The organism is Streptomyces sp. NPDC030809 (assembly GCF_055572195.1).
In genome coordinates, this window is the sequence record NZ_JBVIDV010000023.1 from 28,858 (window position 1) to 41,726 (window position 12,869).

Sequence of the window (12,869 nt, forward strand, 5' to 3'; positions counted from 1 at the left end):
CACTCCCGAGGAGCCGCGAACCATGTCCACCCTGCGCGTCACCGCCGAAGTCCTGACCGTCCACGAGCACCCCGCCGCCGACGCCCTCGAACTCGCCCAGGTGGGCCTGTACCGGGCCGTCGTCGCCAAGGGCCGGTACCGCACCGGCGACCACGCCCTCTACATCCCCGAGCAGGCCGTGCTGCCCGCCGCCCTGATCGAGGAGCTCGGGCTGACCGGACGGTTGGCGGGCAGCTCCGCCAACCGCGTCAAGGCGGTCCGGCTGCGCGGGGAGCTGTCCCAGGGACTGGTCTGCCTGCCGCGCGCCCTCGACGGAGTGGACCTGGAGCTCGCCGCCAAGGAGGGCACGGACTTCGCGGAACTGCTCGGCATCACCAAGTGGGTGCCCCCGGTCCCGACGAACATGAGCGGCGAGGTGGAGTCCGCCCCGGCCCTGCTGCCCTGGGTGGACATCGAGAACCTCCAGCGGTACCCCGACATCTTCGAGCCCGGCGAGCCGGTGGTACTCACCGAGAAGCTGCACGGCACCGCCTGCCTGCTCACCTATGTCGCCGAGGAGGACCGCGTGATCGTCTCCTCCAAGGGCTTCGGGGCCAAGGGCCTCGCCCTGAAGGAGGACGAGCGCAACGTCTACTGGCGGGCCGTCCGCGGCCACGGCGTCCCGGAGACCGCCGCCCGACTGGCCGCGCGCCTGGGCGCCACCCGGGTCGGGATCTTCGGCGAGGTCTACGGGGCCGGGGTCCAGGACCTCGCGTACGGGGCGGACGCCCGCACCACGGGACCGGGATACGCCGTGTTCGACGTGTCCGCCGAGATCGGCGGGCAGGTCCGCTGGCTCGACCCGCAGGAGCTGACGGACGTGCTCGGCGGCGCCCTGCCGCAGGTGCCCACCCTGTACGAGGGGCCGTACGACCCGGCACGGGCGGTGGAGCTGGCCGAGGGCCGCGAGACGGTCTCCGGCCGGGCGGTCCACCTGCGCGAGGGCGTGGTCGTCCGCACCGCGGCCGGCCGCTACAGCCCCGTGACCGGCGGCCGGGCCATCGCCAAGGCCGTCAGCCCCGCCTACCTGACCCGCAAGAACGGCACCGAGTACGAGTGACGGGGGGCGCGGGGGAGCCTCCCGCGGCCCCGCGGCTCCACGGCCCCGGCGCCCCGCCCGCTCGTCCCGCCGCCTCCCCCGGCCTCCGCTTCTCCGGCCTCCGCCTCCCGGCCCCCGCTCTCCCGGCTCCCCGCCGCGCCCCGTCCGGCCCGGTGGGGCAGGCTGGGGGTATGCCGGAACTGCCCGAGGTCGAAGCGCTCAGGGAGTTTCTCGACGGGCAGCTCGCGGGGCGGGTGGTCGAGAAGGTCTGGGCCGTGGCCGTCAGCGTGCTCAAGACCTACGATCCGCCGCTGAGCGCCCTGGAGGGCGGCCGGGCCGGGCCGCCCCGCCGGTACGGCAAGTTCCTCGCCCTGCCGGTCGGGGAGCTGTACCTCGTCACCCACCTGGCCCGGGCCGGCTGGCTGCGCTGGCAGGACGCCCTGCCCGCGGTCCCGCCCCGGCCCGGCAAGGGGCCCCTCGCCCTGCGCGTGGCCCTCGAAGGCGGGGCAGGCTTCGACCTCACCGAGGCCGGCACGCAGAAGCGGCTCGCCGTCCACGTGGTCCGGGACCCCGCCGAGGTCCCCGGGATCGCCCGGCTCGGCCCCGACCCGCTCGCCCCGGACTTCGACGAGGCGGCCTTCGCCGCCCTCCTCGAAGGCGAGCGCCGGCAGATCAAGGGCGTGCTGCGCGACCAGAGCGTCATCGCGGGCGTGGGGAACGCGTACAGCGACGAGGTCCTGCACGCCGCGAAGCTCAGCCCGTTCGCCCTCGCCGCGAACCTCGGCCCCGAGAAGACCACCCGCCTGTACGAGGCCCTGCGCAGCACCCTGCGCGAGGCAGTGGAGCGGTCCCACGGGCTGGCCGCCGGAAAGCTCAAGGCGGAGAAGAAGAGCGGGCTGCGCGTCCACGGCCGCACCGGCGAGCCCTGCCCGGTGTGCGGGGACACCGTGCGCGAGGTGTCCTTCGCCGACTCCTCCCTCCAGTACTGCCCGACCTGCCAGACCGGGGGCAAGCCCCTCGCCGACCGACGCCTCTCCCGCCTGCTCAAATAGCCCCTCTACACTCCGGACATGCTGCGTGCACTGGCCGTTGACGACGAGAAACCCGCTCTGGAAGAGCTCCTGTACCTGCTGCGGGCCGATCCGCGCATCCGCAGTGCCGAGGGCGCCGCCGACGCCACCGCAGCGCTGCGCCGCATCGGCCGCGCCCTGGAGGCCGGACCCGGCGGCGCGGACGCCATCGACGTGGTCTTTCTCGACATCCACATGCCCGGCCTGACCGGACTGGACGTGGCCCGGCTGCTGACCGGCTTCGCCCGGCCCCCGCACCTGGTGTTCGTCACCGCCCACGAGGGCTTCGCCGTCCAGGCCTTCGACCTCAAGGCCGTGGACTACGTGCTCAAGCCGGTCCGCCGCGAGCGCCTCGCCGAGGCCGTCCGCCGGGTCTGCGACCAGGCCGCGGCCACCCCGGCGGCCGGACCCGCCGGCGCCGCCCGGCCCCTCGCACCGGCCCCCGCCGCCGAGCAGATAGCCGTGGAACTCGGCGGTGTGACCCGCTTCGTCCCCGTCGACGACATCACCTACGCCGAGGCCCAGGGGGACTACGCCCGGCTGCACACCCCGTCCGGCAGCCACCTCGTGCGCATCCCGCTCTCCACGCTGGAGGAGCGCTGGGCGGCCCGCGGGTTCGTCCGCATCCACCGCCGCCACCTCGTGGCCCTCGGCCGCATCGACGAACTGCGCGTGGACGCCGGGGTGACCACGGTGCGCATCGGCGCCGCCGAGCTGGCCGTCAGCCGTCGGCACGCCCGCGAGCTGCGGGACCTGCTGATGCGCCGGGCCCGCGGCTGATGACCGGCCGGGAGGGCGCCGCGCCGCGCCGCGAAACCGTTACCGGGGTCCCGCTGGCCCGCCGCCGGCCGGCCGGGCACACCCCGGCCCGCTCCGAGATCAGCGAGCAGACCAGCCTCGGCGCCACCTACGTACGCGCCCTGATGCGCAGCCAGCTGCGCGCCGCACTGGCCGCGCTCGCCACCCTCGTGCTGCTCGTCGGCAGCCTGCCGCTGCTCTTCACCCTGCCGGCCGGACCCGGCGGCGGCCCGGCGCCCGCCCCCGTGGTCTGGGCCTGCCTCGGCCTGGCCGTGTACCCGGTGCTCTGGCTCACCGCCCGCCGGTACGTGCGCCGCGCCGAGCGCAACGAGCGGGACTTCACCGGGCTGGTCGCCGGCCCGCCCGACCCCGAGCCCGAGCCCGTGCGCAGACGGAAGCCGGGCGCGGCCCCGGAACCGTCGCCGGAGCCGGGGGAGGCCGAGTGAACCCCGCGTACGCGGTACCCGCCGTCACCCTGGTCGTCCTCGGCACCCTCCTCATCGGCGCCCTGGGCCTGCGCATCTCCCGGACCACCTCGGACTTCTACGTGGCCTCCCGCACCGTCGGCCCGGGCCTGAACGCGGCCGCCATCAGCGGGGAGTACCTGTCGGCCGCCTCGTTCCTCGGGATCGCCGGCCTGGTCCTGCTCCAGGGCCCGGAGATGCTCTGGTACCCGGTCGGCTACACCGCCGGCTACCTCGTCCTCCTCGTGCTCGTGGCCGCCCCGCTGCGCCGCTCGGGCGCGTACACCCTCTCCGACTTCGCCGAAGCCCGCCTGGAGTCGCGCGCCGTGCGCCGGCTGGCGAGCCTGTTCGTCGTCGGCATCGGCTGGCTGTACCTGCTGCCCCAGCTCCAGGGCGCGGGGCTGACCCTGCACATCCTCACCGGCGCGCCGCACTGGGCCGGGGCCCTCGTGGTCGGGGTGGTGGTCACCGGAGCCGTGGCGGCCGGCGGCATGCGGAGCATCACCTTCGTGCAGGCCTTCCAGTACTGGCTGAAGCTCACCGCCCTGCTGGTGCCCGCCCTGTTCCTGGCGCTGGCCTGGTCCGGGGACGGCGCCCCGCTCGCCCGCTTCGGCGAGCCGCCGGCCTTCCGCGAACCCACCACGGTCCGCGTCGCCGACACCGTACGGGTCCGGCTGGCGGAGCCGCTGCACGTCACGGCCACCGGCACCGTCGACGGCCGCCCCGCCGACCGCAGCCCCCTCACCCTGGCTCCCGGCACCCACCGCTTCGAGGCCGGCACCCGGCTCCGCTTCCCGGCCGGGGCGCAGGTGCCGGGACCGGATGCCCGCGAGGGCGGCTCCCGCTGGTCCCGGCCGCTGTCCGCCGGCCGCGAGGAGCACCCGCTGTACGCCACGTACGGGCTGATCCTCGCCACCTTCCTCGGCACCATGGGGCTGCCGCACGTGGCCGTCCGCTTCTACACCAGCCCGAACGGCACGGCGGCCCGCCGCACCATCCTCGCCGTGCTCTCCCTGGTCGGCGCCTTCTACCTGCTGCCCCCGCTGTACGGGGTGCTCGGCCGGATCTACGCCCCCGAACTCGCGCTCACCGGAACCGCCGACGCCGCGGTCCTCGTGCTCCCGGAGCGGATGATCGGCGGGGTCGCCGGGGACCTGCTCGGTGCGCTGCTGGCGGGCGGGGCCTTCGCCGCCTTCCTGTCCACCGCCTCCGGGCTGACCATGGCCGTCGCCGGGGTGCTCACCCAGGACGCCCTGCCCGCCCGCGGGGTCCGCCACTTCCGGCTGGCCACCCTCGCCGCCATGGGCGTGCCGCTGGCCGCCAGCGGCTTCGTCGCGAGCGTCCCGGTGGCCGACGCCGTGGGGCTCGCCTTCGCGGTGTCCGCCTCCTCGCTCTGCCCGCTGCTCGTCCTGGGCATCTGGTGGCGCCGGCTCACCCCGCCGGGCGCGGCCTGTGGGCTGCTCGTCGGCGGCGGGGCCGCGCTGGCCGCCGTACTCGCCACCCGGGCCGGGCTGCCGGGCGCCGGCTGGCCGCACACCCTGCTCGCCTGGCCGGCGGTCTGGTCGGTGCCCCTCGGCTTCCTCACCATGGTGCTGGTCTCCCTCGCGACCGCCCACCGGATCCCCGCGGGCACCGCGGCCACCCTGACCCGGCTGCACCTGCCCGAGGAACTGGCCCGGGAGGCCCGCCCGTGACCGGACCCTCCCTCACCGCCCTGGTACCCGCCGGACTCGTGCTGCTGGGCGCGGGCACCGCCGTCGGGGTGCTGCTCGGCAGGCTCTTGCCGGGGCGCCGCGGCGACCGCTCGGACATCGACCTCGGCACCCCCGTGGAGCGGGCCACCTTCCACACCCTGCACACCGCCTCCCTCGCCGCCCCGCCGCTGCGCGCCGGGCTCACCGAGGACACCGCGCAGCGGGCCGTCCGCGGACTGCGCCCGCTGCTCGGCACCGAGGCCCTGTGCCTGGCCGACCGCACCCGGGTGCTCGCCTGGGACGGCCCCGGCGCCGCACACCACGAGCACCGGGTGATGGCCAGGGTGCACGAGCTGCTCGACTCCGGGCGCAGCGAGAGCTTCCGCACCGGCTGCGAGCGGCCCGACTGCCCGCTGCGCTGGGCGGTGATCGCCCCGCTGACGGGGGAGGACGGGGTGCTCGGGGCCCTGGTGGCCTACGGATCCCGGGAGTCCGCGGTGCTCGTCCGGGCCGCGACCGAGGTGGCCCGCTGGGTGTCGGTGCAGCTGGAGCTGGCCGAACTGGACCGGTCGCGGACGCGGTTGATCGAGGCGGAGATCCGCGCACTGCGGGCCCAGATCTCCCCGCACTTCATCTACAACTCGCTGGCCGCCATCGCCTCGTTCGTGCGAACCGATCCGGAACGGGCCCGGGAACTCCTGCTGGAGTTCGCCGACTTCACGCGCTACTCCTTCCGCAGGCACGGGGAGTTCACCCAGCTCGCCGACGAGCTGCGCTCCATCGAGCAGTACCTGGCGCTGGCCGGGGCCCGGTTCGGGGACCGACTCACGGTGACCCTCCAGGTGGCGCCCGAGGTGCTGCCGGTCGCCCTGCCCTTCCTGTGCCTGCAGCCGCTGGTGGAGAACGCCGTCAAACACGGCCTGGAGGACTCGGGTTCCGAATGCCGGATCACCATCGCCGCGCAGGACGCCGGGGCCGAGGCGGTGGTCACCGTCGAGGACAACGGGGTCGGCATGGACCCGGCCGTCCTGCGGGCCCTGCTGGCGGGGGACGGACCGGTCTCCTCCGGCATCGGCCTGCGCAACGTGGACGAACGGCTGCGGCAGGTCTACGGGGACGACCACGGGCTGGTGATCGAGACGGCGCTGGGCGCCGGCATGAAGGTGACCGTCCGGGTCCCCAAGTACCGGGCGGGCGTGCACTGGAACCCCGGAACGGGAGGCCGTGCACCGGCCCCGTAGAACAGGTGGGCCTGCACCGGTCCCCGGGGACGGGGGCCTGCACCGGCCCCTAGAACAGGTGCATCGCGAGGTGGCCGAGCGGCAGGCCCAGCTGCCAGGCCGGGGTCCACACCCGGGCGCTCTCGTCCACGCCGGGCGGCCCCTCGCCGGCGTCCGGGAACCCGCCCGGATCGAGGTTGGTCGCGAACAGCTCGGTGCGGTCCAGCCAGTGCCAGGCGGCCCGGGCCAGCTCCAGGTCCGGGTCGGGGCCGCCGCCGCGCTCGCGGGCCTCCTCGCCGAGCTCCAGGAAGCGGGTGTGGACCCAGTCCCGCCAGGGGTGCCCGTACGCCGTGAGCGAGAGCCATTCGTCGAGCTGGGAGACCACGCGGATGCCGGAGAGCTCCCCGGCCGCGTCCGAGAGGTAGATGGTGAGGGCCAGCGTGTCCCGTCCGGCGCGGAACTCCAGCGTGCTCACCGGGATCAGGCGGCCCGTGCGCAGGAGTTCGTCCGCGATGTACTCCGCGTAGAGCCACGCCATGGGGATCGCGAGCCCACCGTCACTGGTGCCGTTCGTACCCTCCGGCTGCACCGTGCCACCTTCTCCCGTGCGTCGAGCTTCCGGCCGTCGGGGACGAGCCTTGCCGCCACAGCTCACCGGACGGGGGCCGTTTACTCAACTTGAACGCTCTGATGGCGAATTCGATGCGCCCATTGCGCACAGTGTTCACCGAATCGGCCAGATTCGGTCAGCTTGGGGGATCTTGGCCGGAGAAGGGCCGGTGGGCGGAGGGCGGTCCGTAGGACGGGCGGAGGGTGCCCGGGGGAGGGGTGGAGCGGCTCGGTCCGCACCCGGCTCAGAGGTGCCCGTACCCCGGCAGCCCCTGCCGCAGCGCCCGAAGGGCGTAGTGCGTACGGGACTTGACCGTGCCGGCGGGGATGCCCAGCCGGCGGGCGGCCTCGGTGACGGACCGGCCGCGGAAGTAGACCTCCACGAGCACGTCCCGGTGCTGCGCGCCCAAGGAGCCGACCGCCCGGCGCACGTCGATCGCGGTCACCGCACCGGCCACCGCGTCCTCCGGGGCGGGGGCGAACTCCAGCGGCTCCGCCTCCACCTCCTGCGGCCGCGAGAGCCGGGCCCGGCGGGCGTCGATCGCGAGCCGCCGGGCCACCGTGAACAGCCACGGCCGCATCGACGCGTGCGGGGTCTCCCAGGCCTCGGGATGCTGCCAGGCGCGCACCAGGGTCTCCTGGACGAGGTCCTCCGCGCGCTGGGCGTCGCCGTGGGTGAGGCCGAGGAGGAAGCCGAACAGGGCCCGGCCGTGCTCGCGCTGGAGTTCGGCCAGGGCCTCGGTGCCCGTGCGCCGGAGGGTCGTGGAGCTGCTCACCGGTGGGCTCCCTTCCATGGGCCGCGGAGATCCGGTGGGCCCACCCTGACCTGCGCCCGGCGGAGCCGGAACCGCCCTGCGGGGGCCGGGCGCCCAAGGGCCCGACGCGGTCGGCCGGGCGGGCGCCGGCTGCGACGAACGGTCGTCCGGTGCGGTGAACGGCAGTCCGGGCGGTGAACGGCGGTCCGGACGGTGAACGGCGGTCCCGCGGGCCGGCGGCGGTCCGTGCGGCGAACGGCGGTCCGTGCAGTGCACGGCGGTCCGTGCGGCGAACGGTGTCCCCGTCCCGCCTGCCGCGTCCCATCCGGTGACACGCACGGGAAGGCGCCTTGACTTCCCTGTCGTTCCCGAGTCCATTCAGAAGATCGGATAGTCCTACGAATGAGAGCTGGGGCAGATGGGCAAGCACGGCACACCGCGGACTCCCGCGACCGTCTCGGCGGTCCTCTCCGCGGCCCTCGCGGCCGCCCTGGCGGCGGGCGCCGCCGGCTGCTCCGCCCCCCGGCAGGCCCCGGCCCGGCTCGCCCAGCCGCCGGACCGCGGTGCGTCCGCACCCGGATCCACGCCCGCCGGAGCGCGCGGGTTCACCCTGGTGGCCAGCGGGGACGTGCTGCCGCACGACTCGGTCATCCGGCAGGCCGCCGCCGACGCGGACGGCTCGGGCTACGACTTCAAACCGATGTTCGCCGCGGTGAAACCGCTGGTCAGCGCCGCCGACCTGGCCCTGTGCCACATGGAGACGGTCTACGGCCCCGAGGAGGGCCCCTTCGCCGGCTACCCGGCGTTCGTCTCCCCGCCCCAGGTGGCCGAGGCCCTCAAGGCCACCGGGTACGACGGCTGCTCCACCGCCTCGAACCACACCCTGGACGACGGGGCCGAGGGCCTGAAGCGCACCCTGGACGCCTTCGACAAGCAGGGCCTGGGCCACGCCGGGTCGGCCCGTACCGCCGCGGAGGCCGCCCGGCCGCAGACGTACGCCGCCGGCACCGCCAAGGTCGCCCATCTGGCCTACACCTACGACACCAACGGCTACCCGCTGCCCGAGGGGCGCCCCTGGGCGGTCAACCTCATGGAGGAGGACAAGATCCTCGCGGACGCCCGGGCCGCTCGCCGCGCCGGGGCCGACGTGGTCCTCGTCAGCCTCCACTGGGGCACCGAATGGCAGACCGAGCCGGACGAGGTGCAGCTCGGACTGGGCCGGTCCCTCACCGCCGCCAAGACCGCCGGACGGCCCGACATCGACATGATCCTCGGCACCCACGCCCACGTCCCGCAGGCGTACGAGAAGGTCAACGGCACCTGGATCGTCTACGGGATGGGCGACCAGATCTCCGGCCGGATGGTCAACCACGAGGGCGCGCTCGACCGGCGCGGCAACTACGGCTCCATCGGCCGCTTCCGCTTCGAACCCCCGCTGCGCACCGGGGAGCGCTGGCGGGTCACCAAGGCGGAGTTCGTGCCCCAGTGGATGGACACCGACGCGGGCCGCCTGGTCAACCTCCCCGCCGCACTGGCCGCGGACCCGGACCGGGAGGACTACCGGACGGCACAGGAGGCGATCAGCGAGGCGGTCCTGGGGCGGGGCGCGGCGGGGGACGGACTGACGCGGGGCAGGTGAGGGCGCCGCCCGGCGGAAATCGAGCCCGTCCGGCGATGGCGGACCGGGGTCCGGGGCGGAGCCCCGGGATTCCGCCGCGCGGACCCGCCCGGCCGTCCTTACAGTGCCAGTCATGAGTGTGCGCGCGGAGGACACGCAGGACGCGGGGGGCCGGACCCGCGGCGGCGGCCCGGCCCCCGGGAAGCCCCCGGGCACCGGCCACCCGTTCCTCAACCGGGTCCCCGACGCCTTCGCGGCCTTCTTCGGGACCGTGGGACTGCTCTGCGCCCTGCTCGCGCTCTCCCCCGGCCTGCGCCGGCTGCTGCGTCCGGTGGTGCGCTTCCTCGACGAGGTCGTCGTACCGGTGAGCGCCAACCTCGCGTACGCCGTCTTCCTCTTCCTGCTGGCCGCCGCCCTCGGCGCCCGCAAGAAGGTGGCCTGGTGGATCGTGGTGGCCTACCTGAGCCTGCTGGTCCTCGTCGACCTCCTGTGGATGGCCGACGGGGAGTACGTGGTCGGCGGCTCCTCCTTCGCCCTCGCCGTCGCCGCGATGGTGCTGCTCGTCCTGGCCCGCTCCGAGTTCTACGCCGCCTCCCGCAGCGGGGCCTTCTGGCGGGCCCTGCTCGTCCTCGGGCTCGGGCTGCTCGCCGCGGTCCTGGTCGGCTGGGGACTGGTGGCGCTGTGGCCCGGCACCCTGCCGCGGGGCCAGCGGCTGGACTGGGCCGCCAAGCAGGTGTTCGGCGGGCTCTTCTCGGCCCGCCAGTTCGACGGCCGGCCGCCCCGCCCGCTCTTCTTCCTGCTGGGCCTCTTCGGCGCCCTGGCCCTGCTGAACGCCGCCGCCACCCTCTTCCGCTCCCAGCGGCTGACGGCCGCCCTGCACGGGGACGAGGAGCCCAGGATCCGGGCCCTGCTCGGCGCCTACGGGCGCAACGACTCGCTCGGCTACTTCGCCACCCGCCGGGACAAGGCGGTGGTCTTCGCCCCGAACGGCAAGGCGGCCGTGACCTACCGCGTCGAGGCGGGCGTCTGCCTGGCCAGCGGCGACCCGGTGGGCGACCCCGGCGCCTGGACCCCTGCCATCGACGCCTGGCTCGCGGTGGCCCGCAAGCACGGCTGGGCCCCCGCCGTCATGGGCGCCTCGGAGGAGGGCGCGACCGCCTACGCCCGCTCCGGGCTCGGCGCACTGCAGCTCGGGGACGAGGCCATCCTGCACGTGGCCCAGTTCGACCTGGCCGGCCGGGACATGCGGGTGACCCGCCAGGCCGTCAACCGGGTCCGGCGGGCCGGGTGCACCACCCAGATCCGCCGCCACTCCGCCCTCACCGACGAGGAGATGAACCGGATCATCGACCGGGCCGACCGGTGGCGCGACACCGAGACCGAACGCGGCTTCTCGATGGCCCTCGACCGGCTCGGCGACCCGGCGGACGGGGACTGCCTGCTCGTCGAGGCCTTCGACGCCGGGGGCGACCTGATCGCCCTGCTGTCCTTCGTCCCCTGGGGCAAGGACGGCATCTCCCTCGACCTGATGCGCCGGGACCGCAAGGCGCCCAACGGGGTGATGGAGTTCATGGTCGCCGAGCTCTGCGCGGCCTCGCCCCGGCTGGGCATCCGCCGGATCTCCCTCAACTTCGCCGTCTTCCGCTCGGTCTTCGAGGAGGGCGGCCGGATCGGCGCGGGGCCGGTGCTGCGGCTGTGGCGGCGGCTGCTGCTGTTCTTCTCCAAGTGGTGGCAGCTGGAGGCGCTCTACCGGTCCAACGTGAAGTACGGGCCCGAGTGGTACCCGCGGATGCTCTGCTACGCGGACGCCGGCTCCCTGGCCCGGATCAGCCTCGCCTCCGGCATCGCCGAGGGCTTCGTCTCCGTACCGAGCCTGCGCAAGCTGTGGGGCAAGGGCCACCCGTCCGGGGTCACCGCACCCGCCACCACCGAAGGGCTGCCCTCCATCGCCTCCCTCGGGCTGGCAGAGGACGCGGAAGCCGGCGGCGGGGCGGCCGCCGGACCCGCGCAACCCGAGCAGGTGCGGGTGCGCCACCGCAAGCTGGAGCGGCTGCGGGCCGCGGGCACCGACCCGTACCCCGTGGGCATCCCGGTACGCACCCACACGCTGGCCGAGATCCGCCGGTCCCACACCGGCCTCGGGCCGGGGGCCCGTACCGGCGAGACGGTCACCGCCGCCGGCCGGGTGATGGTGGTCCGCGACCTCGGCGGAGTGGTCTTCGCCGTCCTGCGCGACTGGTCCGGGGACCTCCAGCTGATGTTCACGCGCGAGGGCTCCGGGCCCGCGGTCCTCGGCTCCTTCAGCTCCGACGTGGACTTCGGCGACCACGTCGTGGTGTCCGGGGAGGTCGCCGCGAGCCGCAGCGGGGAGCTCTCCGTCCTCGTGCGCTCCTGGCAGCTCACCGGCAAGTGCCTGAGGCCGCTGCCCGACAAGCGCAAGGGGCTCGCCGACCCCGAGGCCCGGGTGCGCCGCCGCTACCTGGACCTGGTGGCCAGCCCCGAGGCGCGCGACGTGGTGCGGGCCCGCTCCGCCGCCGTGCAGGCACTGCGCCAGGGGCTGCTGGACCGCGGCTACCTGGAGGTCGAGACCCCGATGCTCCAGCAGATCCACGGCGGGGCCAACGCCCGCCCCTTCACCACCCACATCAACGCGTACGACCTCGACCTGTACCTGCGCATCGCGCCCGAGCTCTACCTCAAGCGGCTGTGCGTGGGCGGCATGGAGAAGGTCTTCGAGATGGGACGCACCTTCCGCAACGAGGGCGTCTCCTACAAGCACAACCCCGAGTTCACGATGCTGGAGGCCTACCAGGCCTTCGCCGACTACGACGTGATGCTCGACCTGACCCGCGAGCTGATCCAGGGGGCCGCCACCGCCGCCTTCGGCTCCCCGGTCGCCCGCAAGGCGGGCCCCGACGGCAGGCTCGTCGAGCACGACATCTCCGGCCCCTGGCCGGTCAAGACCCTGTACGGGGCGGTCAGCGAGGCGCTCGGCGAGGAGGTGGACGCCGACACCGAGGAGCAGGTGCTGCGCGCCCTGTGCGACCGGGCGGGGGTCCCGCACACCCCGGAGGACACCCGCGGGGACGTGGTGCTGGAGATGTACGAACGGCTGGTGGAGGAGCGGACCCTGCTGCCGACCTTCTACAAGGACTTCCCCACGGACGTCTCACCGCTCACCCGCCAGCACCGCCGGGACCCCCGGCTCGCCGAGCGCTGGGACCTGGTGGCCTTCGGCACCGAACTGGGCACCGCGTACTCCGAGCTGACCGACCCCGTGGAACAGCGGCGCCGGCTCACCGCCCAGTCCCTGCTGGCCGCCGGCGGGGACCCGGAGGCGATGGAGCTCGACAACGACTTCCTCGACGCCCTGGAATACGCGATGCCGCCGACCGGCGGCCTCGGCATCGGCGTCGACCGGCTCGTCATGTTCCTCACGGGTCTCACGATCCGGGAGACGCTCCCGTTCCCGCTGGTGCGCAGGTCCTGAGTCCGGCAGGGGCCGATTCCCGGCCGCACCAAGCCTTTTCGGCCGCGCGGCGGACCGGATGCTCCCATCGGGT

At 74.9% G+C, this 12,869-nt stretch carries 9 protein-coding genes and 1 pseudogene; 8 read left to right on the top strand and 2 right to left on the bottom strand.

What is annotated here, in order from left to right; all coding sequences use genetic code 11:
* Positions 1-22 precede the first annotated feature (22 nt).
* The 6 genes and pseudogenes from ACZ407_RS27090 (at position 23) to ACZ407_RS27115 (ending at position 6,345) form a co-directional block, all read left to right on the top strand.
* Positions 23-1,099, top strand: a complete 1,077-nt coding sequence (locus ACZ407_RS27090; RefSeq protein WP_468132641.1) for an RNA ligase (ATP) — start codon at positions 23-25, stop codon at positions 1,097-1,099.
* A gap of 170 nt (positions 1,100-1,269) precedes the next feature.
* Entirely contained in the window at positions 1,270-2,130 is an 861-nt protein-coding gene (locus ACZ407_RS27095; protein WP_468132643.1) for an Fpg/Nei family DNA glycosylase, read from the top strand.
* Positions 2,131-2,148: 18 nt separating this feature from the next.
* A complete protein-coding gene (locus ACZ407_RS27100) occupies positions 2,149-2,928 on the top strand; it encodes a LytR/AlgR family response regulator transcription factor (protein ID WP_468132645.1) in 780 nt (259 codons plus the stop codon).
* Positions 2,928-3,305: pseudogene (locus ACZ407_RS27105) on the top strand (hypothetical protein); the annotation flags it as partial. The gene ACZ407_RS27100 and the pseudogene ACZ407_RS27105, both read left to right, overlap by 1 nt.
* Before the next feature lie 83 nt (positions 3,306-3,388).
* Positions 3,389-5,104 carry a sodium/solute symporter gene (locus ACZ407_RS27110; protein ID WP_468132647.1) on the top strand — a complete coding sequence of 572 codons (1,716 nt, stop codon included), beginning with the start codon at positions 3,389-3,391 and terminating at the stop codon, positions 5,102-5,104.
* Complete coding sequence (locus ACZ407_RS27115) at positions 5,101-6,345, top strand: histidine kinase (protein ID WP_468132649.1); 1,245 nt, start codon at positions 5,101-5,103, stop codon at positions 6,343-6,345. The genes ACZ407_RS27110 and ACZ407_RS27115 overlap by 4 nt, the downstream gene beginning before the upstream one ends.
* 49 nt (positions 6,346-6,394) lie before the next feature.
* On the opposite strand, the gene ACZ407_RS27120 is transcribed toward ACZ407_RS27115, so the two are convergent.
* A complete protein-coding gene (locus ACZ407_RS27120) occupies positions 6,395-6,862 on the bottom strand; it encodes a hypothetical protein (protein ID WP_468132851.1) in 468 nt (155 codons plus the stop codon).
* A gap of 316 nt (positions 6,863-7,178) precedes the next feature.
* Positions 7,179-7,727, bottom strand: a complete 549-nt coding sequence (locus tag ACZ407_RS27125) for a sigma-70 family RNA polymerase sigma factor (RefSeq protein ID WP_468132651.1) — start codon at positions 7,725-7,727, stop codon at positions 7,179-7,181.
* 379 nt (positions 7,728-8,106) lie between these two features.
* Here ACZ407_RS27125 and ACZ407_RS27130 point away from each other — a divergent pair, with 379 nt between their 5' ends.
* Both ACZ407_RS27130 and lysX read left to right on the top strand, forming a co-directional pair.
* A complete protein-coding gene (locus tag ACZ407_RS27130; RefSeq protein WP_468132653.1) occupies positions 8,107-9,327 on the top strand; it encodes a CapA family protein in 1,221 nt (406 codons plus the stop codon).
* 112 nt (positions 9,328-9,439) lie between these two features.
* Positions 9,440-12,796, top strand: coding sequence for a bifunctional lysylphosphatidylglycerol synthetase/lysine--tRNA ligase LysX (gene lysX, locus ACZ407_RS27135; RefSeq protein WP_468132655.1), 3,357 nt, complete (start codon positions 9,440-9,442; stop codon positions 12,794-12,796).
* Positions 12,797-12,869 lie beyond the last annotated feature (73 nt).